At 33.6% G+C, this 23,796-nt stretch carries 20 protein-coding genes and 1 tRNA gene; 11 read left to right on the top strand and 10 right to left on the bottom strand.

The window, feature by feature from the left end; translation table 11 throughout:
- Positions 1–12: 12 nt before the first annotated feature.
- The 5 genes from H4V97_RS08400 to H4V97_RS08380 all read right to left on the bottom strand — a co-directional run bounded on the left by H4V97_RS08400 (position 13) and on the right by H4V97_RS08380 (position 4,582).
- Positions 13–237: a DUF6814 family protein gene (locus H4V97_RS08400; protein ID WP_196848920.1), complete on the bottom strand. Its 225-nt coding sequence runs from the start codon at positions 235–237 to the stop codon at positions 13–15.
- A gap of 13 nt (positions 238–250) precedes the next feature.
- Positions 251–1,786 carry an MFS transporter gene (locus H4V97_RS08395; RefSeq protein WP_209549452.1) on the bottom strand — a complete coding sequence of 512 codons (1,536 nt, stop codon included), beginning with the start codon at positions 1,784–1,786 and terminating at the stop codon, positions 251–253.
- A gap of 23 nt (positions 1,787–1,809) precedes the next feature.
- Entirely contained in the window at positions 1,810–3,189 is a 1,380-nt protein-coding gene (locus H4V97_RS08390; protein WP_209549451.1) for a porin, read from the bottom strand.
- A gap of 107 nt (positions 3,190–3,296) precedes the next feature.
- Positions 3,297–3,716: a helix-turn-helix domain-containing protein gene (locus H4V97_RS08385; protein WP_196848923.1), complete on the bottom strand. Its 420-nt coding sequence runs from the start codon at positions 3,714–3,716 to the stop codon at positions 3,297–3,299.
- Between the two features lie 326 nt (positions 3,717–4,042).
- Positions 4,043–4,582 carry a hypothetical protein gene (locus tag H4V97_RS08380; protein ID WP_196848924.1) on the bottom strand — a complete coding sequence of 180 codons (540 nt, stop codon included), beginning with the start codon at positions 4,580–4,582 and terminating at the stop codon, positions 4,043–4,045.
- Positions 4,583–5,208: 626 nt separating this feature from the next.
- Here H4V97_RS08380 and H4V97_RS08375 point away from each other — a divergent pair.
- Entirely contained in the window at positions 5,209–5,748 is a 540-nt protein-coding gene (locus H4V97_RS08375; RefSeq protein ID WP_196848925.1) for a YSC84-related protein, read from the top strand.
- Positions 5,749–6,088: 340 nt separating this feature from the next.
- On the opposite strand, the gene H4V97_RS08370 is transcribed toward H4V97_RS08375, so the two are convergent.
- Positions 6,089–6,161, bottom strand: a tRNA-Phe gene (locus H4V97_RS08370).
- A gap of 98 nt (positions 6,162–6,259) precedes the next feature.
- Between H4V97_RS08370 and H4V97_RS08365 the strand changes: the two genes are divergently transcribed.
- The 6 genes from H4V97_RS08365 (at position 6,260) to H4V97_RS08340 (ending at position 12,516) form a co-directional block, all read left to right on the top strand.
- A complete protein-coding gene (locus H4V97_RS08365; protein ID WP_196848926.1) occupies positions 6,260–6,994 on the top strand; it encodes a type III pantothenate kinase in 735 nt (244 codons plus the stop codon).
- On the top strand, positions 6,987–8,237 hold the full coding sequence (locus H4V97_RS08360; protein ID WP_196848927.1) for a hypothetical protein: 1,251 nt from the start codon (positions 6,987–6,989) through the stop codon (positions 8,235–8,237). Before H4V97_RS08365 ends, H4V97_RS08360 begins: the two co-directional genes overlap by 8 nt.
- Before the next feature lie 46 nt (positions 8,238–8,283).
- Entirely contained in the window at positions 8,284–8,838 is a 555-nt protein-coding gene (gene lptC, locus H4V97_RS08355; protein ID WP_196848928.1) for an LPS export ABC transporter periplasmic protein LptC, read from the top strand.
- Positions 8,839–8,854: 16 nt separating this feature from the next.
- A complete protein-coding gene (locus tag H4V97_RS08350) occupies positions 8,855–9,049 on the top strand; it encodes a hypothetical protein (RefSeq protein ID WP_196848929.1) in 195 nt (64 codons plus the stop codon).
- Positions 9,050–9,052: 3 nt separating this feature from the next.
- Positions 9,053–10,312 (top strand): hemolysin family protein, encoded by a 1,260-nt coding sequence (locus H4V97_RS08345; protein WP_209549450.1) that lies wholly within the window; start codon positions 9,053–9,055, stop codon positions 10,310–10,312.
- Between the two features lie 107 nt (positions 10,313–10,419).
- A complete protein-coding gene (locus H4V97_RS08340; protein ID WP_209549449.1) occupies positions 10,420–12,516 on the top strand; it encodes a peptidylprolyl isomerase in 2,097 nt (698 codons plus the stop codon).
- An 86-nt stretch (positions 12,517–12,602) separates the two neighbouring features.
- Here H4V97_RS08340 and H4V97_RS08335 read toward each other — a convergent pair whose 3' ends face one another.
- Together H4V97_RS08335 and H4V97_RS08330 are read right to left on the bottom strand one after the other, a co-directional pair.
- Positions 12,603–13,520 carry a GYDIA family GHMP kinase gene (locus H4V97_RS08335; RefSeq protein ID WP_209549448.1) on the bottom strand — a complete coding sequence of 306 codons (918 nt, stop codon included), beginning with the start codon at positions 13,518–13,520 and terminating at the stop codon, positions 12,603–12,605.
- Between the two features lie 125 nt (positions 13,521–13,645).
- The gene (locus H4V97_RS08330) at positions 13,646–14,962 is read right to left on the bottom strand and encodes a hydroxymethylglutaryl-CoA reductase, degradative (RefSeq protein ID WP_209549447.1); all 1,317 of its coding nucleotides are present in this window, start codon (positions 14,960–14,962) and stop codon (positions 13,646–13,648) included.
- Between the two features lie 178 nt (positions 14,963–15,140).
- Between H4V97_RS08330 and H4V97_RS08325 the strand changes: the two genes are divergently transcribed.
- The 4 genes from H4V97_RS08325 (at position 15,141) to H4V97_RS08310 (ending at position 21,146) form a co-directional block, all read left to right on the top strand.
- The gene (locus tag H4V97_RS08325) at positions 15,141–17,309 is read left to right on the top strand and encodes a S9 family peptidase (protein ID WP_209549446.1); all 2,169 of its coding nucleotides are present in this window, start codon (positions 15,141–15,143) and stop codon (positions 17,307–17,309) included.
- Between the two features lie 44 nt (positions 17,310–17,353).
- A complete protein-coding gene (locus H4V97_RS08320; protein ID WP_209549445.1) occupies positions 17,354–19,045 on the top strand; it encodes a peptide MFS transporter in 1,692 nt (563 codons plus the stop codon).
- A gap of 76 nt (positions 19,046–19,121) precedes the next feature.
- Entirely contained in the window at positions 19,122–20,633 is a 1,512-nt protein-coding gene (locus H4V97_RS08315) for a peptide MFS transporter (protein ID WP_196848938.1), read from the top strand.
- Positions 20,634–20,684: 51 nt separating this feature from the next.
- The gene (locus tag H4V97_RS08310) at positions 20,685–21,146 is read left to right on the top strand and encodes a thioredoxin family protein (RefSeq protein ID WP_196848939.1); all 462 of its coding nucleotides are present in this window, start codon (positions 20,685–20,687) and stop codon (positions 21,144–21,146) included.
- Positions 21,147–21,150: 4 nt separating this feature from the next.
- On the opposite strand, the gene H4V97_RS08305 is transcribed toward H4V97_RS08310, so the two are convergent.
- Both H4V97_RS08305 and H4V97_RS08300 read right to left on the bottom strand, forming a co-directional pair.
- On the bottom strand, positions 21,151–23,187 hold the full coding sequence (locus H4V97_RS08305) for a ComEC/Rec2 family competence protein (protein ID WP_209549444.1): 2,037 nt from the start codon (positions 23,185–23,187) through the stop codon (positions 21,151–21,153).
- A gap of 93 nt (positions 23,188–23,280) precedes the next feature.
- Positions 23,281–23,787 carry a C40 family peptidase gene (locus tag H4V97_RS08300; protein ID WP_245345218.1) on the bottom strand — a complete coding sequence of 169 codons (507 nt, stop codon included), beginning with the start codon at positions 23,785–23,787 and terminating at the stop codon, positions 23,281–23,283.
- Positions 23,788–23,796 lie beyond the last annotated feature (9 nt).

Below are 23,796 nucleotides of genomic sequence, written 5' to 3'. Positions count from 1 at the left end.
TTTAATTAAGCATTATTTTTTTTCATCGTAATCACCCATTAAGGAATAATAACCAAAGGTTCCTAATCCTAAAACGATTAAAGGAGTAAGTATAAAAAGGATGATAATTCCAAAGACTAAATCGTCTTGTTTGCCCGACATAAATTTTGGTAGTCCAAAAGTGAAGATGCAAAAATAGGCTGCTGCAATTGCTAAGGCGATCCAAACCAATCCTAAAGCTCTTTTTATCTGATTCATAGCTGTGTTTTTTTTAAATGTGAGCGTTTTTATCTTTATTCTTAATATAAATCATTCCAATTACAAAACAGACTGAAGCTATTACGATTGGATACCAAAGTCCTTCTAGATAAAATTCAGCATCTCCGGCATCTTTGGCATGAGTTACAAAATAGGTGGATATCGCAGGAAGCAATCCCCCAAAAATTCCGTTTCCTACGTGATAAGGCAATGACATAGAGGTATATCTGATTTTTGCAGGAAACATTTCAACTAAGAATGCCGCAATAGGACCGTAAACCATTGTTACAAATAATACCTGTATGAATATTAAAAATATTAAAGTCCACTTGTCATCCCAATTAATATTAATAGTTGTTTTGGTTTCAATCTTTGGTTTTCCATCTACAATCTTGGCAGTTCCATTCTCTAAAGATACCGTTTTTACTTCAAGAAAGGTGGTTCCGTCACTATACTCTTTGTTTGTAGTGTAGATAGAATCCATAGTTTGTTTCTTGTTCTCCTTTAATTCAGCTACCAGTTTTGTATTAGCAACAACTTCTGTTTTGTTTTTTATTGAAGTAGTCTCATACATTTGTTTGTAAATAGGTCTGTATAGTAAAATAGCCAGTAACATTCCGCCCATCATAATGTATTTTCTTCCCACTTTATCACTCAACCAACCAAAAACAATGAAAAAAGGCGTTCCCATAATTAATGCAATTCCCAGTAAAGTGTCTACTTGAGAAGAGTCTATTGACATAACTGTTTTCATGAAACTCATTGCGTAAAATTGGCCAGTATACCAAACAACTCCTTGTCCCATTGTAGCTCCAAATAAAGCCAATAAAACAAATTTCAAGTTGTAACGATTTCCAAAACTTTCTTTTAACGGATTAGTACTGGTTTTTCCCTCTGCTTTCGCTTTAGCAAATACAGGAGATTCATCCATGTTTTTTCTAATCAAATAAGAAACTCCAACCATGATGATCGAAACCCAAAACGGCACTCTCCATCCCCAAGCATCAAATTGTTCTGGTGTAAGAATGTTTCTGGTTGCTAGAATAACCATTAAAGAGATAAACAATCCAACAGTTGCCGTGGTTTGAATCCAAGAAGTCCAATATCCTCTTTGTCCCACGGGTGCATGCTCTGCAACATAAGTCGCTGCGCCACCGTATTCACCGCCCAGCGCAAGACCCTGAAGTAAACGAAGAATCAAGACTAACAAAGGTGCCATAAATCCTATCGTTTCATAACTCGGGATACATCCTATTAAGAAAGTCGCTCCGCCCATCAATACTAGCGTTACCATGAACGTATATTTTCTTCCTATTAAGTCACCCAATCTTCCAAAGAAAAGAGCGCCAAATGGTCGAACCACAAATCCGGCTGCAAAAGTTGCTAAGGTTGATAAGAAGGCCGCAGTAGGATTATCGGAAGGGAAAAACTTCGTTGAAATTACAACAGCTAAACTTCCAAAAATGTAGAAATCATACCATTCAATCATTGTGCCCATGGAGGAAGCGGAAATAACTTTCCAAATTCCTTTTGTTGATTTTTCTTTCATATATTGTTATTTTTTAAAATTGATTAAAGATAGATTTGGAGTTGAACTATGAAATCACCTTTTGATCCAGAGATATTAGAGGGAGTAGTGTAAACAGGTCTAGTTGAATATTGAGCTGTGATTTTAGCATGTTGTCCATCGAGAAAAAAGTTAGATCCAAGGTCAAATTGGGTACTTGATTTATCCAAAGCGTCGAAGTTTTTATAAGTAAAAGCTCCAAATGGCTGAATTCGTACTTTAGGTTTTGCTACTTTGCTCGGTAATAAAATCCCTGCTTGTGTGTACCAAATATTTCCTGATCCAATGGTAGCTTGTGCATTTCCAGGTCCAGCCAATGCTTTGTTTCCTGTGAAGTTTGGGTCGACAGAACCAATATTCATAATGGCTACATTACGTAAATAATTTGGGCCGAAATCATAATCATAGAAAACACTGTATCCGGTTAGTGCCATTTTATTTTCTTTTTTGCCAATAGGCAAATCAAGGAAAACATCAGCTGCAAAAAGATTAATGTTATGTTTGCTAATGACATTGTTCACGGAAGATTTTGTTGCGTCAGGCGCGGTGTAAAAACCAGCACCAATGTTGAATACTTTTTTAGTTCCCAAATAGCTGCCTACTTTATAAGGCAATAAATTAGCTTCTTGATCTAAAAATTGATATTCGAAATAACCGGCTTTAGACCATTTTGTATTGCCGCTATTATCCACTGCGATTGCATTATCAGCCGAAGTTACATTAGTAGGAACTAAGTTTGTCGCGTATGGTTTGTTGTAACTTAAACGGTATTCTAATTTGCCATACTTACCTTTAGCAAATAAACCCATTTGTCTGGCAAATTGATCGGAGTTTTCTATTAATGGCCAGTTGAATATAGGTGCGTCAATGGTTAGGAAATTCAAAGTAGATGCCATTGTTTCTCTGGATAGTCCCATGTAATAATGTAAACCACCTCCAAGCGACAAGCTAAATTTTTTGTCTTTTTCCGGTAAAACTAATGCGTATTCATTCCAGGCATCATGAAAAAATAGCCCTGGTTTTTTGCCAGCACCGTATCCGCCGGTTCCGGAAGTTCCTGCTGCTCCACCATTAGTAAAGGTTTGATTGTTTATACCAAAATGGGTTACAATCATGTATCTTTTTGATATTTGCGAATACGCGAGAAAACGCAAACGTCTGTTTCCAATATCAGTTCCGGTTGAAGCTGATTCTCCTCCAATCATTGTTCCAGGGTTCATTTGGCTGGAACGGAACCATATTTGGTTCCATACTATAAATCGCATGTATTTTGAACCGTCCTCGTTCAAGTTGAATTTCATTCCAGCTCCATAATCTGGAGAGCCTTGTGAAAAACCTTTCAAAGATAAAAGCAGTATTGCTGCTAATAAATAAATTTTTTTCATAATAAGTTAAAGTTTGGTTAGCGGAAATGGTTAGTTTCAACACTGCCAAATTCTAATTTTTTGTTTATAAAAAAAATTAAGTAATATATAAGTGTAAAGTAGTATAGTTAATCTTTAAATCGCTCCCATTTTATAAGCATAAACTTATCACCAAGCTCGGTTATAATCATACCGGCTCCCGACAATAATTCTTTGTTTTTAATATATTCGACCAGTTCTAAATGGTTAAAAATCTTATAGGTAGGGTGGTAATTAGCGTGGGAAGGTTTTTTTATGTTAAAGGTCTTTACCCAATTGCTGACCGTAACATGCGAAACCCCGATAATGCGCTCAATTTCTCGATAACTCAGGCCTTCGAGATATAATTGCAGTGCTTTAGTAACATAGTAATCGTCTATTTTTTTTCCAATTTTATTTACCGTAAAAAAGTACTTGCAATTTTTGCATAAGTACCTTTGTTTGCTATTGATTATGCCGCTTTTTACAATATGATTATTTTGGCATTTCGGACAGGATAAAATCTCCATATATATAAATTTTGCATAAATATAGTAAATTAGCAATTATTATTTTTAGAATTTCACAAAAAATTGCAATAATATTTACGAAACCCTTATATATATTGAATAAATTATTTAATATTCCTAAAATGGCTGTGGTTTTCACAATGTGTTTCTAAGCGCTAGAAAGCTTTTATTGTTTGCTAAATCCCATTGTTTTTTAAATGCTGATGGTCCAATAATGAAAAACCATCTTTGAATAACGCCCATTAAAAAAATAAAGGGCTTAGCTTTTCTCAAAGACTAAACCCTTTTGTTATGTTGATTCTGTTTTTTTTTAAAGTGAGTGAAATTTATTCTAAGCCTTTTAAAATTTCACCGTTTGCATGAACTACTAACTTGCGCACTTCATTGTTTTTTTTGATTTTGAGATGATATTGTTTCTTGATAATGTCGCCATTTTCCTGTGTATAAAGAAATTTATCGTTGATGATTACCCAATCTGGAAATTCCTTGTAAATGGAGTAAATCACTTTACTGGGAAGTCGTACGTTTTTGTAATTTTCGACAACGCGTGTTAATTTGCCGTTCTCGTTATAAGTTGCTGCTAAAGACCCGTTTTGGGTTTCCATAGTAACTAAATAGGAGTCATACCCTTCGTAGTCTTTTCCAAGGTTGTAACTAATAAATTTCTCTTGAAGATTCCTGACACTCGCATCAGGGTTTTTATCGGTTAGGTAGACTGAAAAATCTTTTCCTGCACGTCTAATTACCACTTCCGGTAATTGCTCTGTCCTAAGATTTTCTTCTTCTACCTCATTATTTTTTGTGTCTTGGGAATAAGATGTACTTAAACACCCAAAGAACAATAAGCTTATTATAAATGCTTTCATGATATTCTTTATTAATTTAGTATTAAATAGGTATCTTGAATTTTAAAGTAAATCAAAAGGCATTTAATTTCTTCCTCTTTTTGTTTTGTTAACTTACTTTATGTGTTACTAAATTGTTGTACGAATCGTGTTGACATAAGTTTAATTATTGATGATTTTGTCAGGTAAAATTACGATTTTCTAATAAGGTTTGCAGTTAATAAAATCCATTTATTCTGTTAATATTTGTCAAGTTATGTGGTTTTTTTTAATAAGAAAAGATGTATCGTAGAAAATGGAGTTTCAACGGTACCCAAGAAAATGGATTATTTGAATCGAAGATATATTAGGTGCTAAAGGGGGTTGAATATTGCAGCGGGAATTTTTGATAATAAAAAAAAATCTTCCGCGTTATATATTGCAAAGGTTCTTGAAATTTGTAAAAATTAGGAATATTTACTTCTGATTTTTAGATATTTAATTCTGTTTTTAATAGATTAAAATTAGTTAACTAATTGATAATCAAGTAATATTTTATTATTTGAAAAATTTAGAGTATATTTGAATAAAGACTTTTCATTTTTGGATTCTTGTATAAAGTATTAGTCTAGCCGCAATTTATTTCACAACAATTTAAAATAGGATATATGAAAAAGTTAAATATTATTTGGGTAATGGTGCTCGCTTTTGCGCTAAACATAGCGCCTATGTTTGGACAATCGGACGCTAAAAAGAGTAAAATTATTGCCGACAGCAAGAATGCAAAGGCTGAATTCATTAAAGCAGATCCTCTGTTGAAAGGACTTTTTGAAAAAGCCGCTGGATATGCCATTTTCCCTAATGTGGGCAAAGCAGGATTCGGTATTGGAGGTGCAGCGGGTAATGGAGTGGTTTACGAACGTAATACACTTGTCGGGATGGCAAAATTATCTCAACTCAGCATAGGATTTCAGGCAGGAGGACAAGCGTATCGCGAGGTAATATTTTTTGAGTCTAAAAAAGATTTAGAACGGTTTAAAGGAAGTAAATTCGAGTTTTCCGCTCAAGCTTCGGCAGTAGCGGTGACGGCTGGAGCCTCCGCAAATGTAAAGTACGCCGAGGGCGTTATGGTGTTCAGCATGCAAAAGGGTGGGCTCATGTACGAGGCATCAGTAGGAGGACAGAAGTTTAAATTTAATAAATTATAAGAAATTTTTTGTAACCGACAATCAACGAATGTATGACTAGTTGAACGCAATATCATTGCAATTTAATAAGATGTTTAAAAAAAAGGAGCTAATTGCTCCTTTTTTTGTGATATAATTAGGCGGTAAATAACAACTTAATCATCTTTTAATTACTCAAAGTTTTGATTTTTTAAAATAGAATCTCCGGCCTAAACACTTATGGTGAGCCAAGGACTCATCAATTACGTGGTCTCTCTAGATATAAAACGTCTTGGTATAGAAGGTTCTGGAATAATTTCACAATAAATCCGGATAGATTTTTAAAACAAAAAACCCGAATATTTCTATTCGGGTTTTAAAGTGGTACCTCCAGGGATCGAACCAGGGACACATGGATTTTCAGTCCATTGCTCTACCATCTGAGCTAAGGTACCGCGCTATTGCGGGTGCAAATATAGAATCATTTTTAGTATATCCAAAACATTTTTTTAAAAAAATCAATTCGTACCTTCGCAACATCAAAATATAAATTATGATTTTAACTATTGATGTAGGGAATACCAGAATTAAAGGCGCTGTTTTTGAGGGTGATACTCAAATCGATACTTTTTTTTTTACCAAAAATGACTTTCAAAAAAAAATTAAAAATATTTTAAAAACACACCAAAAAATAACACATTTGGTAGTTGCGTCTGTTGGAGATGTCGAAAAAGAGTCTTTTTTGGAGTTTAAAAAAGAGGTAAATGTTCATTTTATATCAAATGAGGATCCTTTTCCTTTTTTCAATGATTACCAAACCCCGCAGACTTTAGGAATTGACCGGATGGTTCTCGCTGCCGGAGCGACATTGCAATTTCCAAATCAAAACAGGCTAGTTATTGATGCGGGAACTTGTGTTACTTTCGACTTTATAGATGAAACTAATAAATATCATGGCGGTGCAATTGCTCCAGGATTGCGATTGCGTTATGAATCATTACATAATTTTACTGCTAAACTACCTTTGTTAACATTAGAAACTCCTAAAGATTTAATAGGGAAATCAACATCGGAGTCTATTCATTCGGGAGTTGTAAATGGTTTGGTTTATGAGATTGATGGTTTCATAGAGGAATATAAGGCACGGTATTCAAATTTTATAATAATTTTAACGGGTGGAGATACAGATTTTTTGGCTAAACGATTAAAAAATACCATATTTGCCAATTCAAATTTTCTTCTAGAAAGTTTGAACCAAACATTTCAATATAAAATCAAAAATGATTAAAAAAATTATAATAAGCGCCTGCTTGCTTTTGTCACTTGTATCCTTCGCTCAAGAAGGAACTTCTTCACCTTATTCTTTTTATGGTATTGGTGATATCAGATTCAAAGGAACGCTTGAAAATCGTTCGATGGCAGGAGTGGCTGTGGAGCAAGATAGTATTCATATTAACTTAGAAAATCCAGCCAGTTATTCAGGCTTGAAGCTTACAACATTTGCATTGGGTGGAACTTATGGAACTAAAAGCTTAAAATCTAATACAGGTTCGGCAAATACGCGAAGAACGACTTTGGATTATTTAGCTGTTGGTTTGCCTTTAGGGAAATTTGGTGTTGGTTTTGGATTGATTCCCTATTCTTCTGTAGGATATAAAATTGAATCATTGTCTTCAATAGATGGCCAAACAAACAAGCGTTTAAGCGGAACTGGTGGTTTGAATAAAGTATTTTTGGGAGTTGGTTATAAAATAGCTCCTAATTTTAGTATTGGTGCTGACGTTCATTATAATTTTGGTAAAATTGAAACCACTAGTTTGGAATTTATCACCAATGTTCCAGTTGGTACTCTTGAATTGAATTCCGCGGAATTGTCTGGAGTGAATTTTAATATTGGAACGATGTACCAAGCTAAATTAAATAAAAAACTGACTTTATACAGTAGCTTAAATTATACAGTGGAAGGTAATATGACCTCAAAAAACACAAGAGGAATAGCAACAGTGGTTTATAATTCAGCATTTAATGTGTCGGTTGTTGATGCTCTTGCAGATCAAAAAACTCAAACAGACGTCAAATTTCCTAGCAAAATATCCTTTGGTGCCGGAATAGGAGAGGCTAAAAAATGGCTTTTAGGTGGTAAAATTTCGTATCAGAAGAATTCAGGTCAAGAAAACAGTTATAATAAAGCAAGTAATGTTGGCTATGGTAGGTATGGTAGCGTGAGCATTGGTGGATATTATATTCCAAACTATAATTCGTTCTCAAACTATGCTCAAAGAATTGTCTATAGAGCAGGTTTGAAATATGAAAAAACAGGCTTGGTGATTAATTCACAATCGGTAAATGATATGGGATTAACACTAGGGTTTGGATTGCCAATAACAGGTAGTTTCTCTAATGTAAATTTAGGTTTTGAATTAGGCAAAAAAGGAACAACAAATGCGAATTTGGTTCAAGAAAATTATGCTAACTTTAGCGTAGGTTTTTCACTTAATGACAAATGGTTTGAAAAACGAAAATTCAATTAAAACTTTATAAGTAAATTTAATTACATTGCTTTCTCAAGCACAGCGTATGACTTTACTAAAAAAATATATAATCCTACCAGTAGTCACAGTTTTTGCTGTGACTCTGTTTTTTAGTTGTGAAAGCAATTTTAAAGAAGTGCAGAAAATTAATTTTTCAGATTTTGTTCCTGGTGGAGATGCAGATAATGTAAATCTAAAATACACGGATTCTGGGTTGATTAAATCAATTTTGGTAAGTCCGAAAATGTTAGATTTTTCCAATGTTGATTTTCCTTTTACCGAATTTCCAAAAGGAATTGATGTGACTTTATATGATAATAAAGGAAAAAGAACGTTTATAACTTCCAAGTATGCGGTTTCCTATAAATCGACAAATATTATTGATTTACAGGGAAAAGTAAAGATTAAAACGGATAACGGACAAACAATGGAAACGGAACAGCTGTACTACGACCAAAAAAACGAATGGTTTTTTACCGAGAAAAAGTTTAAGTTTACCGATCTGAAAGGTTCTTCAAACGGTCAAGGAATTGATTTTAGTAAAGATTTCAAAGTAATCAATTCACAACGAATCACTGGCGAGTTCCAATCGGCTGAATAATTTTATAAATACCAATATGACTTTCTTAAAATACATACCCTATTTTTATTTGATTTTCGCAATTATCTTTATTTATGATGGCGTTACAAAACTTAATGATCCTGCAGCAACACCTTACTTGAGTTTTGGGATCGCGGGAGTGGCAATATTTATGTTTTTCTTTAGAATGAAATTTGCTAAAAAATTCGAAGACAGAAACAAAAAATCCTAAATCATGGAAATTAGTATCATAATATTGTGTTTAATACTATGTGCCTTTTTTTCAGGAATGGAAATTGCTTTTATTTCTTCCAATAAAATTTATCTTGAAATAGAGAAAAAACAAGATAATTTTGCCTCGAAAATACTAACAAAACTTACCGAAAAACCATCTAAGTTTATCGCCGCTATGCTGATTGGGAACAATATTGCATTGGTAATATATGGGTTTTTCATGGGTGAATTGTTGATGCGGTGGATAGAATCCTTTGGTTATCACCTGTCCAGTTTGTTAGATTTATTAGTGCAAACCGTTCTTTCCACCTTGATCGTTTTAATTACGGCAGAGTTTCTACCTAAAGTCTTTTTCCAAATTTATGCCAACACATTAATAAAGTTTTTTGCTATTCCGGCGTATGCTTTTTATGTTTTGTTCTATTTTATTTCTACTTTTTTTATCTGGGTTTCTGATTTTGTTTTGAAAAAATTCTTCAAAACCGAAGGAGATCAAGTGCAGCTTTATTTTAGCAAAGTGGAACTTGGGAATTACATTACGGAGCAAATGAGTACCGTTGAAGATAACGAGGAAGTTGATTCTGAAATACAGATGTTTCAAAATGCTTTGGAGTTTTCAGGGGTGAAGGCCAGAGACGTAATGAGTCCCAGAACTGAAATCGCAGCCATTGATTTACATGATTCGATCGAAGAGTTGAATAAATTGTTTATTGAAACTGGGTATTCAAAAATTGTCGTGTATAAAAACTCGCTTGATGATATTGTAGGGTATGTGCATTCATTCGATTTATTCAAAAAACCAGTAAGTATCAAAGAGATTGTAATTTCAGTAGAATTTGTGCCTGAGACTATTTATATCAAAGACGCAATGAATTTACTTACCAAAAAAAGGAAAAGTGTTGCCGTTGTTATTGATGAATATGGTGGTACGTCCGGAATAATTACGCTCGAAGATATTGTGGAAGAACTTTTTGGCGAAATAGAAGACGAACATGATTCAGAAGAAGAGCTAATTGAAAAAGAATTAGGAGATGACAAATATCTTTTTTCGGCTCGATTTGATGTGGAGTATTTAAATCAAACCTATAAACTTAATATTCCGGAAAGTGATTCTTACGGTACGCTGGGAGGATTTATAGTTGATTCTACGAAAGAGATTCCTCATAAAGGAGCTGTAATTACCATTGGATTCTTTCATTTTGTTATAGAAGAGGCCACGAAACAGAAAATTGAATTGGTTAAAATGACCATAAAAGAGTAATTTATTTTGCAATTTATTTTTTTTTGCAAAATAAAACGCTACTACTATAATTATTAATTAGATAATTGTATTTTCGCAAACTATATATAAAATTAACAACAATAAAAATGGCAGTTTTATCAAAAATTAGACAACGTTCCGCTTTAATGATTGCAGTTATCGCATTAGCTTTATTTGCATTTATCATTGGTGATTTATTCAAAAGCGGTAGTTTCAATAGTACATCAAAAGATGTAGGAAGTATCAATGGAAAAGATATTGCTTTCGAAGATTTTAGAATCAAAGTAAGCAATGTTGAGAAAAGTGGTCAAGGGATTACTTCCACAGCAGCGGCAAATAGAGTTTGGGATCAAGAAGTTTCTATAGCTTTATTGTCTTCAGAATTTGATAAATTAGGATTGAGAGTAGGTGAGAAACACATATTGGAAGTTTTAAAATCAGATGAAAATATTGGTAAAAACCCATTATTTTTGAATGCAGCAGGTATATTTGATATTGCTAAATTTAAAGAATATTTTAAATCAAATCCTGCACAGTCTCAATACTTGAAAGACAGAGAAAAAGATGCGGAGTTGAATGCTAAATATCAAATGTACAATACTTTGATTAAAGCGGGTATTTATACAACTGAAAGCGAAGGAAAATTGAAATATGAAATGGAAGCCAACAAAGTAAATTTTGCTTACGTTGCAGGTTTGTATTCTACTATTAAAGACAGTGATGTAAAAGTGACTGATACTGAGATTGTAGATTTCATGAAGAAAAATGAGAAAAAATACAAAGCAGACGAATCTCGTGAAGTGGAGTATGTTTTGATTGAAGATAAAGCTAGTACAGCAGACGAAAATGAGGTTAAATCTAAAGTAAACGGATTGTTATCTGGAAGAGTGGTTTACAACCAAGCAACTGGTAAAAATGATTCTTTGCCAGGATTTAGAAATGCAACTAACACCATCGAGTTTGTTAATTCAAATTCAGATGTTCCTTATGATTCGACTTACATCGCTAAAAAAGATTTGCCAGCTGTAGATGCTGATCAATTGTTTAACTTAGCTCCAGGTGCTGTTTATGGTCCTTATATGTTTGGAAAATACTATTGTATTTCTAAATCTATGGGAATGAAAGCTGGCGTAAATGCAAAAGCAAGTCACATTTTGATAAGCTATGAAGGAACACAAGTTCCTAATAAAAAAGAGAAAAGAACAAAAGAGGAAGCTAAAGCTAAAGCAGAATCTATATTAGCTCAAGTAACTGCAAATCCTGACAGTTTCCTTATGTTAGCGTTTACAAATTCTGATGACTCTTCAGCACAACAAGGTGGTGATTTAGGTTATTTTGGTCAAAACCAAATGGTAAAACCATTCAATGATTTTGTTTTCAGTGGCGGAATAGGAAAAGTTGGTTTAGTAGAAACTCCTTTCGGATTTCACATTATCAAGATTACAGATAAACAAGACGGAATTCGTTTGGCTACTGTAGCTCAAAAAATTGAAGCATCAGAAGTAACTTCAGATAAAGTATTTACACAAGCTACTAAATTTGAAATGGACGCAACCGATAAAGATTTTGGTAAAATTGCAAAAGACATGAAACTTACAGTGGCAGCTCCTGTTACTTTAAAAGCGATGGACGAAGCTTTTGGTCCTTTAGGAAATCAAAGATCTATTGTTAGATGGGCATTTGAAAATGACACTAAAGTAGGTGCAGTAAAAAGATTTGAAGTGGCTAATTTAGGACACGTAATTGCAAGACTTAAAAATACAGATAAATCTGGTTTGGTAGCCGTTGCTACAGCTAGACCTTATGTAGAGCCAATTCTTAAAAACAAGAAAAAAGCAGAATTGATCAAAGCTAAAATGACCGGAACTTCATTAGAAGCTATTGCAAAAACGGCAGGTACTACAGTTCTACAAGCATCTGGTTTAACAATGGAAAATCCTGTTTTAGCAGGTGTTGGTCAAGAACCAAAAGTAGTTGGAAATGCATTTGCATTAGCGGCGAACAAATTATCTGCTCCAATTGAAGGTAATGCAGGAGTTTACGTTGTGAAAAACATCAGCACTGTAAAAGCGCCAGCTATCAAAAATCATGCTCCGTATGTTGCTAAGTTAAAATCACAAAGCGCATCGGATGTGAATAGAGTTATTCCAGCATTGAAAAGCAGTGCTAAAATTGAAGACAACAGAAAACAATTCAATTACTAAACTAAGTTGAAGTAATTAAAATTTGATTATAAAAAATCCCGATACATTTTAAATGTATCGGGATTTTTATTTGGGGTAAAACCAAATTAAATTAATATCATCTCACTATAAGGAATAACGGTTTCAAAACCTTTTTTCTTAAAATAGGTTGTCGGATTTTCTTTTGAAACTGCCAAAACGAAATCACCTCCCCAAGCGCCAAGACTTTTTACCATACCGTTAAAATCTGGAAATAACGATTCTTTAACGGTTCTCATTTCGAGAATAATGCTCATTTCAGCTTCGTGTTCTTCTAATGCATCCGAGAATTTTTTAAGTGTGTTTGCGTGTAAAACCGCTTGCGTTAATTGGTTGTTATTGGCAATTGTTTTTACTAAATTGTTGCTTCGGTGATTATAGTACGATTTTATTGCTGCTTTACTATTCTGCTTTTTATTCAGATAGACAAAGTATAAGTTTTCTAGAAATTCAGGATTAAAGACTACTTTTTCTACAATGGGTTTGCCTTGCTCCAGATGATATAAAATAGGCGTGTCGTTTTGAGCGCAGGCAATATCATAACCGCTTCCTCCAAAACTGTTTTTAAGCAACTCAAAGGCATCAATTTGCAGCCACTGAGCGATATTGTTGATTAGTGTAGAAGAGGTTCCCAGGCCCCAATTTTTAGGAAAGCTAAGTTGTGTGGTAACATGATACCCTTCGGAATTATTTATGAAATCAGGATTTTTAAAAAAAGCTTCTTGCAAAATGGTAGTCAATGTGCTTTTAACAGATTCTGTTTCTGAAATTGTCTTATTCGAAATATCGGAAAATAAAATAGTGTCTTCAAACCAAATAGTTCCGTCCTTATCATAACTTTTCCATTTTATCTCTTGATTGCTTCCTTTTTCGACAATCAGATTTTGTCCGAATTTTGTGGGTAACGCAAACGCTTTGGCTCCATCTAAAACAAGATATTCGCCTGTTATTAAAAGTTTTCCGTTACTGTAGAATGTTTGTTTCATTTATGCTGAATCTATTTCAGTGTTTTTTTTAGCCCCGATAATAGTGGAAATCCTTTTTTGACGCGCCTTTGCGAGGAAAAAAAGATTGAAACGGATAGCGGGAATAGCTCCTAAAAACAGGATAATTATTTTCTTAAGTTTTCAATATAATCAACAACGGCGCTATGAGAAACGACATGGTGTTTAAAATGTTTTCGTATCAAAACGCGTTCCTCGTCATTGGCTTCAAACTGATTTATGATATTGTTTAAATGCATTTTCATGTGTCCTTCCTGAATTCCGGTTGTTGTTAAGGACCTTAATGCGGCAAAATTTTGCGCTAAACCGGCAACGGCCACCACTTGCATTAGTTCTTTAGCAGATGGTTTCTCAAGCATTTCTAAGGAGAATTTCACTAAAGGATGTAAAGAAGTTAAGCCGCCAATTGTGCCCAGCGCTAAAGGGATTTCCATCCAAAATGTAAAAATTCCATTCTCTATTTTCGCATGTGACAGACTGGAATATTTTCCGTTTCGAGAGGCATAGGCGTGAATTCCTGCTTCGACCGCACGGAAATCATTTCCTGTAGCAAGCACCACAGCATCGATTCCGTTCATAATTCCTTTATTGTGAGTAACAGCTCTGTATGGTTCGACTTCGGCGATTTGAACCGCTTGAACGAACTTCTCTGCAAATTCAAGAGGATTTGGTATGTGTTTTTCTTTTAAGTCTTCGATTAGACAAGAGACTTCGGCTCTAACGATACAATTAGGGACATAATTAGATAGAATACTCATGACAACTTGAATGTCTTTTTCTGTTTCTGTAAATAATTCGTAGGTAGAAACTTCTTCTTTTAATGTTTTAGCAAATTGCTCCAAACAGGAATTGATAAAATTGGCTCCCATGCTGTCTATGGTTTCAAAAGTAGCATGAAGTTGAAAGTAATTGGGCAGCAAATCGGTTTTGTCATTTAGCACAATATCCAGAATTCCACCACCACGTTTTTGCATATTTTTGGTAATGCTTTCCGTTTCGGTAAAGAATGTCGCTTTGGTCTGAGCAAAAAACAAGTTAAGTTTAGAGACGTTACCGCTGTAGATAAAGTGAACTTGACCTATTTTTTCGGTATTGATAACAGTAGCTTTAAATCCGCCACGAGTCGACCAAAATTTGGCCGTTTTTGAAGCCGCAGCCACGACAGAACTCTCTTCGATAGCCATCGGAATTGCACTGTATTTTCCGTTAATTAAAAAATTTGGAGCAACTCCAAGCGGAATATAGAAATTGGTTATTGTGTTTTCGATGAACTCATCGTGTAGTTTTTGTATTTTTTCGTCAGAATTCCAATAGTTTTTCAGCAATGTTATAGCTTCTGTTGGAGTGGAAAAGTATTGGTTGGCAATCCAGTTTATTTTTTCTTCTTTGGATAATTTAGAAAATCCGGTTACTGCGTTATTCATTCTCAATAGATTATGTGATATATAGCGACAAAGATACGGTTTTAGCTCTTTTATTCCGTCCAAATTATATTCATTAAATCGTTGTTTTTAATATTACTTTTTACATTTAACAGATATAATAGTCGTTAATTGTAATTTTTTCACTAAAATTGACGGTTTTTATCTTCAAATTAATATTATGAGTTCAAATAGAATTACGGTGTTATTTTTATTTTTGTGTTTTACTGTTTTTGGACAGCAGAAAATCACAATTGACGAAATTTACAATGGCACTTTTCGTGCTAAAGGAATGGATGAATTGCAATCTATGAAACTGACCAATCAATATTCAGTTTTGAATTTTGACCGAGCTTCCAAAAGCATGCAAATTGATTTATACGATTTTGCCAGCTTGAAAAAAATTGCTGTTTTAATTGATACCAAAGATCATAAGGAATTACCTATGATCGACAGTTACACATTTGATTCATCTGAAAAAATGATTTTGTTGGCTTGCAATACAAATCAAATTTTCCGCCATTCTTTTACGGCAGATTATTATTTGTATAACATTGCAACCAAAAAATTAAAGAAGTTATTTGATTTTCAAGTACAAGAGCCAACCTTTTCACCTGATGGGAAAAAGATAGCTTACGCCAAAGAAAACAATATATACGTTTATGATTTGGCTTCGAACAAAATCACTCCAATTACCACAGACGGAAAGAAAAATTCTGTTATCAATGGAATTACGGATTGGGTTTATGAAGAAGAATTTGCTTTTGTAAAAGCATTCGATTGGAGTAATGACAGTAAAAAACTGGCTTACATTCGTTTTGACGAAAGTCAAGTTCCAGAATTTTCTATGTCTAAGTTTGGGAAAGATTTGTATCCAACTGTTGAAACATTCAAATATCCGAAAGCAGGAGAAAAAAATTCGTTAGTTTCTTTGCATATTTATGACGTAAATGCCAGCACGACCAAAGAAGTTAATCTAGGAAAATACAATGATTTCTACATTGCCAGAATGAAATGGACAAATGATGCCAATGTTTTGTCAGCGCAAGTTTTAAATCGTCATCAAGATAATTTAGATTTATTGTTTGTCGATGGAAATTCAGGAACTTCAAAAGTGGTTTTGAATGAAAAAGACAAAGCTTATGTGGATATAACTGATAATTTGACTTTTCTGAAAGACAATAGTTTTATTTGGACTAGTGAGAAAGACGGTTTCAACCATATTTATTTATATGATAAAAATGGAAAACTGAAAAACCAGGTAACCAAAGGGAAATGGGAAGTGACTAATTATTATGGTTTTGACGAAAAAACCAATACTGTTTTTTATCAATCAGTGGAGAATGGTTCTATCAATAGAGATATTTACAGAATAGGTCTTGACGGAAAAAACAAAATGCGTTTGACTAAGAATATTGGAACAAACGGAGCTACTTTTAGTCCAAATTTCCAATACTATATCAATACGTTTTCTAGCTCATCTCAGCCAACTACATATACATTGAATGAGGCTAAAATGGGAAATCAAGTTCAGGTTATTGAAAATAATGAAGCTTTAGCCAAAAAACTGAAAGGGTATAATTTGCCTTCAAAAGAATTTTTTGTTTTAAAAACAGAAAAAGGAAATGAGCTAAACGCTTGGATGATTAAGCCAAAGGATTTCGATGCTAGTAAAAAATATCCGGTTTTTATGTATCAATATTCAGGGCCTGGATCTCAACAAGTAAATAACGATTGGAACGCAAATGATGATTATTGGTTTATGATGTTAGCGCAACAAGGTTATATTGTGGCTTGTGTTGATGGAAGAGGAACTGGTTTTAAAGGTGCCGATTTTAAAAAATGCACTCAAAAAGAATTAGGCAAATACGAGGTCGAAGATCAAATTGCTGCTGCTAAGGTGATAGGTAATTATTCATTTGTTGATAAATCAAGAATTGGAATTTGGGGTTGGAGTTATGGAGGATTTATGGCTTCGAACTGTATAATGAAAGGGAATGATGTTTTCAAAATGGCTATTGCGGTTGCTCCGGTAACGAATTGGAGATTTTATGACAGTATTTATACGGAAAGATACATGCAGACACCACAAGAAAATGCTAGTGGTTATGATGAAAATTCTCCTATAAATCATGTAGAAAAACTTAAAGGTAAGTTTCTATTGATACACGGTTCTGGAGATGACAACGTTCATGTTCAAAATTCCATGCAAATGATGGAAGCTTTGATTCAAGCAAATAAGCAATTTGATTCTCAAATCTATCCTGATAAAAACCACGGAATTTATGGCGGTAAAACAAGAGTCCAATTATACACAAAAATGACTAATTTCATCAAAGAGAATTTGTAATTCAAAATCAAATCATAACCAATTTAAAAACAAAAAACGATAATATGGTAGAGACACAAGTAAAAACAGCACATCCAAAAGGACTTTGGGTATTATTTGGAACAGAAATGTGGGAACGCTTCAATTTCTACGGAATGCGGGCCATTTTAACCCTGTTCCTTATCAATTCATTAATGATGAAAGAGGCTGACGCTTCTATTATTTATGGAGGTTTCTTAGGACTTTGTTATTTGACACCCATGTTGGGAGGATTTATTGCCGATCGTTTTTTTGGAAACAGAAATTGTATTTTACTTGGAGGTTTAATGATGGCTGTTGGACAATTGTTATTGTTTACCAGTGCTAGTATTTTTGGCACAAACTTAAGTCTTGCCACTACTTTAATGTGGTCAGCTTTAGGGATTATCATTTTTGGGAATGGTTTTTTTAAACCAAATATTTCGAGCATGGTGGGTAGTTTGTATCCAAAACAAGAAAAAAGTAAGTTGGATACTGCTTTTACAATTTTCTACATGGGTATCAATTTAGGTGCTTTTCTTGGACAATTAATTTGCCCATTGATTGGAGATGTAAAAGATGCAAACGGAATTAGAGATATTCATGCTTTTAAATGGGGATTTCTTGCCGCTTCAGTTGCCATGTTAATAGGAACATTAGTGTTTTATTTCTTGAAAAATAAATATGTGGTAACGCCAGAAGGAAGACCTTTAGGAGGATTGCCATCTAAAAATGAAGCATCCGATTTTGAAGAAGGAGAAGCGCAAAAAGCGGTGTTTTCTACAAAATCTTTAGTAATGGCAGTAATTGCATTCGTTGTTTTGTTTTTTGCTTTCCGATATTTATTGGGAGGTGAAAATTTCATTAAAACTGTAATTTACCCAATTATCTATGCAAGTGGTTTAACGTTGGCAGGATTAATTATTTCGGATAGTTCTTTGACTAAAATTGAAAGAGATAGAATTTTGGTTATCTATATTGTTGCCTTTTTTATTATTTTCTTTTGGGCAGCTTTTGAACAAGCGGGATCTTCATTGACTTTTATTGCGGATAACCAAACCGACAGAAATTTCTTTGGATGGAATATGCCACCGTCGATGGTTCAGATTTTTAACGGTCTTTTTGTATTCTCTTTTGCACTTCCATTTAGTATTCTTTGGGATAAATTGAGAGCTTCTGGAAAAGAACCAATTTCGCCTGTAAAACAAGCGATTGGTTTAGGGTTAATCGCTTTGAGTTATTTTATCTTGGCTTACAATGTGAAAGATTTAGGAAATAGTGGACTTTTAGGTATCAAATGGTTAATTTTAATGTACTTGATTCAGACTTTTGCTGAATTATGTTTGTCACCAATTGGATTATCATTGGTAGGGAAATTATCTCCAAAACGTTTTGCTTCTTTATTATTCGGAGTTTTCTTTTTATCAAATGCAGCCGGATATGCGTTAGCAGGAACTTTAGGTTCAATTATTCCGGCAACTGGAGATAAATTTATTAAAGCAAAAGAGTTAGGAATTGAATTACAACCTATTTTAGATAAAACAGTTACTCCAACAGCGGAGCAATTGCAAATTTTAACTACCAATCAAATAGATGCCTCCAATCCTGTTTTTGCAGGATTTGAAATTCATAATCTTTTCGAATTTTTTATGGTGTTTGTGGTTCTTACAGGACTTGCAGCAGTAATATTATTTGCCTTAACACCAGTTTTGAAAAAAATGATGCATGGCGTTAGATAATTAGTAAAAAAATTAATTTAATATCTTTCAAACCTACAAGAATTCTTGTAGGTTTGTTTTTTTAAATACTACAGCTATGGCGCAAAATTTAACGATAGAAGAAATACAAAATTTCAAAGGCAAGTATCCTAAACAATTATGGTATTTGTTTTTTAGTGAAATGTGGGAACGTTTCAGCTTTTACGGAATGCGTGGAATGCTGGTTATTTTTATGGTAAACCAATTAAAAATGAATGCTGTTAATGCTAATTTGCAGTATGGAGCAACACAAGCATTTGTTTATGCATTTACTTTCATCGGAGGGATGTTTGCTGATAAAATTCTGGGGTTTAGAAAATCGTTGTTTTGGGGTGGGATACTGATGATTGCTGGAAGTGTTATTTTGTCTATTGATCCCAGTCAGTTCTTCTTTATTGGAATAAGTTTTACTATTATCGGAACAGGGTTTTTTAAGCCAAATATTTCTACTATGGTCGGTCGTTTGTATAGAGATGACGATAACAGGAGGGATGCAGGTTTTTCTTTTTTCTATATGGGTGTAAATCTTGGTGCTCTTATTGGAGGATATTTATGTATAGCGGTTGCCAATGGTTCCATGCTGACAAGTATAGTACCGGAACATTTAAGATGGAATGTTGCTTTTGGTTTTGCTGCGATTGTAATGGTCATAAGTTTATTGACTTTTGTCCAAACTCAAAAAAGCTTAGGAGATATAGGAATATCACCTTTACTGGGTATGGAAACCTCTAAAAGGAAAGTTTATGAATCCTTAACCTATGTGGGTTCACTTGCCGTGATTCCTGTTATAATTTTATTGGTTTCCAATTCTGGATATACGGATATGTTCATGTACATTATTGGTCCATGTTCTTTGCTATATTTACTTTTTGAAATGAGAAATTTCTCTTCTTCGGAGAATAAAAAACTAGTGGCTGCGTTAGTTTTTATATTATTTTCAATTGTTTTTTGGGCATTTTTCGAACAGAGCGGAGGTTCATTAAGTCTTTTTGCAGAAAGTAATTTGAGTAAAACAGTTCTTGGAGTTCCATTAGATCCAAATGGGGTAAACAATAGCGCTAATTCGTTTTTTGTAATTGCTTTTGCTGCTTTAGTTGGATTAGTTTGGTTATGGATGAGTAAACGAAAAATTGAACCCAATACAGTTGTTAAGTTTGGCTTAGGATTTCTATTTCTTGCGGGTGGATTTTACGTGTTTTATTACACTAAATTTTTCGCTGATGCAAATGGAGTTACTTCTTTAGACTTATTTACTTTTGGATGGTTCATCATTACGTTTGGAGAGTTATGTTTGTCTCCAATAGGAATGTCTGCGATGACTAAATTATCGCCCCAAAAAGTGCAAGCCGTAATGATGGGAATGTGGTTTCTGGCGAGTGCTTATGGACAATATTTTGCAGGATTATTAGGAGCTAATATTGCAGGAGCTTCTGAAAATGCAACGAACCTTGAAAAGTTGATCGTCTATGCCGATGGATACAAGCAATTAGCCATATATGCCTTGATTGCGGGAGTGCTTTTGATAGTTATTTCACCTTTGGTAAAAAAATTAATGCAAGGTGTAAAATAATTCACTAATTTTAGGTATTGTTTTTGATTGATAAAATTAAAATTAAAATATATGAAAAAGATACTAGTACTTATGATGTTGGTTTTTGGATCTGCTGCCATGCAATCTCAAGAATTAAATTGGCATACCAATGTTAAAGAAGCTATTGCTATTGGAAATAAACAGAAAAAACCTTTATTGCTTTTTTTTACTGGTAGTGATTGGTGTGGATGGTGCATTAGATTGCAAAAGGAAGTGTTGAAAACGCCCGAATTTGCAAAATGGGCAAATGAAAATGTGATTCTGGTAGAACTAGATTATCCAAGAAGAACGCCTCAAACTCCAGAAATTAAGCTTCAGAACAATGAATTGCAACAAGCGTTTAGCATACAAGGTTTTCCAACAATTTGTTTTGCCAATGGTACTAATAAAGACGGGAAAGTCAACTTTGAAGGATTAGGGACTACAGGTTATGTAGCTGGTGGCCCTGTCGCTTGGCTTGAAGTTGCCAATGGAATTCTTAAAAAGAAATAATCTTTTAGTCCACTTTATAAAATCCCTTTTCACCAGTCGCGTGAAAAGGGATTTTTTGTTTGTTACAAGTTGCTTTCCAATATTTTTGTATCGTTTTATAGTTAGACGCATCAGCTACTACTATTTTGGGTTGTACGGACTGAAACAGTCGTTCTAAATTTATTTTTGGAGACTGAGTTAGCAACAAAATGTCCGGCTTACTATTTATTGGATAAATACCCGAACTATCCACTATTAGAATTTTTTTTCCATTGAAAAAGACTGTGTTTTGAATTCTTTTTTTTGTTTCCAAAACACTAAAATTGCCCACTAAATAGGAATTGAGAACTGTGTTTTTTCGAGCTATTTTTAAAATACTATCATTGGCATATAAAGTAACATGATTACCATTTCGCTCTGTAATAAGTGTATTCTTTTTTATGTTAAACACCACCAATTCTTTTTGGTTTTGAATATTATAATGATTTTTTATATGAGCTATTTGTAAAATGATAATCGAAAATATAACGATAATTAATTTATTGAAATTTGGTTTTTTCAACCAAATGATAACGGTAACAATCAAAAGGTAACTACAAATTAAAAGGTAGTAATTAAATGAAATATTTTGAATTATAAATTGCTCTAGCGAGGCAATCGAATTAATTATCTTATCCATATAATAGATACTCCATTCTAAAAGTTTGGCAAGAAAAAATGGTACATAACCAAAAGCAGCCAAAACCATAACCAGCACTCCCAACACCATTATAAAACTAAGTAGCGGTATGATGACTAGATTAGTAATAAAGAATAGACCCGGGAATTGATGAAAGTAATAAATACTTAAAGGCAAGGTGCCTATTTGAGCCGCGAAGGAAACTGTGAGAATATCCCAAATGTATTTTAAAACTTTGTTTTTTGGCAGCCAAAGCGAAGATAAAAGAGGCTGTAGCCAAATTATGAAAAACAAAGCGATGTAGCTTAACTGAAAACCAACATCAAATAGAAAAGAAGGTTCGAAAAGTAAAATAATAAAAATGGAAACGAGTAACGTATGATAAATGTTGACACTTTTTCGCAGATGATTTCCAATGGCAACAAACGAAAACATGGTAACAGACCGCAGAACGGATGGCGCTAAACCTGCGATTATTCCAAATAATGATAAGGAGGCGAGAATGATTAACAACTTGATAAACGAACCTCGTTTTGTATTCGGTAAAGGTTTTAGAATAAATGTTACAAAAAGTAATATAAATCCAATATGCAATCCGGAAACCGACAATATATGAACGGCACCGGCATATTGATAATCCCTGATAATTTCTGGAGAAATATCTTGTTGTTGTCCCAGAATTAAAGCGATAGCAACATTTAATTCTGTTTTATGAAAGTTGCTTTTTTCTAGGTTTTGGATTATTGTAGATCTTAATTTGGAAGTATAATACCAAATGTTTTTTTCAATAGTAGCACTTATGTTGATTTCATCAATGTCCGCATAGATTTGAGCATAGATTTGCTTGTTTTCGAGGTATTTGCTGTAATCAAATTGATTCGGGTTATTTGGCGGACTGTTTTCATTTAATACAGTTTTTATTTGTAAAATGTTCCCTATTTCAAAGACATGACTTAAACTGTCTTTTCGGATGTTTACAATTATTCTGCCGGAACTTTCGGATTGGTCGATGTGGTTTACAATAGCGATGTAACGATCATTAAAAGTGGAGCTTTTCAATTTTTCTCTTAGCGTGACATCGATTAAATGAGGCTTTTCAAAAATGGTTTTAAAATGGGAATAATTATCCTTTCGGAAATAATCGGTGTGAATAATTTGAGTTGTTACACCGATAAAAAACGAAAGAAAATAGGTAATTATTCCGAAAAATAAGTGGGAGCTGAAATTTTTCTTTGCCAAGAAGTAACTTATTCCTAATCCAAAAAGAGAAATCAGCAGTAAAAAAAATACTATTTGTGGATTTGGTTTTAAATAAAAAGCAGCAATTATGCCTAGAACAAAACCGAATGTTATTCTCGCTAAAGGAAATTGTAGCACTTTCATGTCTCTAAAGTACAATAATTTTTAGTAAGAAATAACTTTGTATTTAAAAAAGCGTATCGGAATTTAATTTAAGATGCCAGTAGCCGTGATTATTTATAAAATTCTATTCAACTGTACAAATGTTCTTTGATAGTAAGGCTCTTTTGTGGAGGAAATTATAACTCCTTTTGAGGTAGAAGAATGGATGAATTTTATTTCATCATCCGTAACTTCAATAACCATTCCTACATGATTGATTTGTGATTTGCCGTTAGTTTTAAAAAATATCAAATCCCCTTTTTTAGCATGTTCAGGATCTCGATTTACAATTACTCCCACTTTTGATTGCTCATACGAGGAGTGCGGAAGCGGTATATTGTAGGAATTAAAGATAGTGTAAGTGAGTCCCGAGCAATCAAAGCCGGATTTGGTGGTGCCGCCGTATTTGTATTTTACTCCAATATTTTCAGTTGCTGTATCGACTATTTGTTCAATCAAACGGATGTTTTTTCTCTTCTCGGATTTAGTAAGATTTTCTTTCTTCGAAGTAATTACCATGGAGGTTGGTTTACAAGCCGTAAAAAGTACAATTAGTAAAAAAGTATTTAGTATGTGTTTCAAAAGATTCAA

The organism is Flavobacterium sp. CG_23.5, assembly GCF_017875765.1.
Taxonomy (GTDB): Bacteria; Bacteroidota; Bacteroidia; order Flavobacteriales; family Flavobacteriaceae; genus Flavobacterium.
Note: the sequence above shows the minus strand (reverse complement) of the source record. Positions and strands in the feature narration are given on the sequence as shown.

Bases quoted from the DNA above. Each gene is read 5' to 3' on its own strand.
- H4V97_RS08400 (WP_196848920.1), bottom strand. From the start codon at position 237: ATGAATCAGATAAAAAGAGCTTTAGGATTGGTTTGGATCGCCTTAGCA.
- H4V97_RS08395 (WP_209549452.1), bottom strand. From the start codon at position 1,786: ATGAAAGAAAAATCAACAAAAGGAATTTGGAAAGTTATTTCCGCTTCC.
- H4V97_RS08390 (WP_209549451.1), bottom strand. From the start codon at position 3,189: ATGAAAAAAATTTATTTATTAGCAGCAATACTGCTTTTATCTTTGAAA.
- H4V97_RS08385 (WP_196848923.1), bottom strand. From the start codon at position 3,716: ATGGAGATTTTATCCTGTCCGAAATGCCAAAATAATCATATTGTAAAA.
- H4V97_RS08380 (WP_196848924.1), bottom strand. From the start codon at position 4,582: ATGAAAGCATTTATAATAAGCTTATTGTTCTTTGGGTGTTTAAGTACA.
- H4V97_RS08375 (WP_196848925.1), top strand. From the start codon at position 5,209: ATGAAAAAGTTAAATATTATTTGGGTAATGGTGCTCGCTTTTGCGCTA.
- H4V97_RS08365 (WP_196848926.1), top strand. From the start codon at position 6,260: ATGATTTTAACTATTGATGTAGGGAATACCAGAATTAAAGGCGCTGTT.
- H4V97_RS08360 (WP_196848927.1), top strand. From the start codon at position 6,987: ATGATTAAAAAAATTATAATAAGCGCCTGCTTGCTTTTGTCACTTGTA.
- lptC (WP_196848928.1), top strand. From the start codon at position 8,284: ATGACTTTACTAAAAAAATATATAATCCTACCAGTAGTCACAGTTTTT.
- H4V97_RS08350 (WP_196848929.1), top strand. From the start codon at position 8,855: ATGACTTTCTTAAAATACATACCCTATTTTTATTTGATTTTCGCAATT.
- H4V97_RS08345 (WP_209549450.1), top strand. From the start codon at position 9,053: ATGGAAATTAGTATCATAATATTGTGTTTAATACTATGTGCCTTTTTT.
- H4V97_RS08340 (WP_209549449.1), top strand. From the start codon at position 10,420: ATGGCAGTTTTATCAAAAATTAGACAACGTTCCGCTTTAATGATTGCA.
- H4V97_RS08335 (WP_209549448.1), bottom strand. From the start codon at position 13,520: ATGAAACAAACATTCTACAGTAACGGAAAACTTTTAATAACAGGCGAA.
- H4V97_RS08330 (WP_209549447.1), bottom strand. From the start codon at position 14,962: ATGAATAACGCAGTAACCGGATTTTCTAAATTATCCAAAGAAGAAAAA.
- H4V97_RS08325 (WP_209549446.1), top strand. From the start codon at position 15,141: ATGAGTTCAAATAGAATTACGGTGTTATTTTTATTTTTGTGTTTTACT.
- H4V97_RS08320 (WP_209549445.1), top strand. From the start codon at position 17,354: ATGGTAGAGACACAAGTAAAAACAGCACATCCAAAAGGACTTTGGGTA.
- H4V97_RS08315 (WP_196848938.1), top strand. From the start codon at position 19,122: ATGGCGCAAAATTTAACGATAGAAGAAATACAAAATTTCAAAGGCAAG.
- H4V97_RS08310 (WP_196848939.1), top strand. From the start codon at position 20,685: ATGAAAAAGATACTAGTACTTATGATGTTGGTTTTTGGATCTGCTGCC.
- H4V97_RS08305 (WP_209549444.1), bottom strand. From the start codon at position 23,187: ATGAAAGTGCTACAATTTCCTTTAGCGAGAATAACATTCGGTTTTGTT.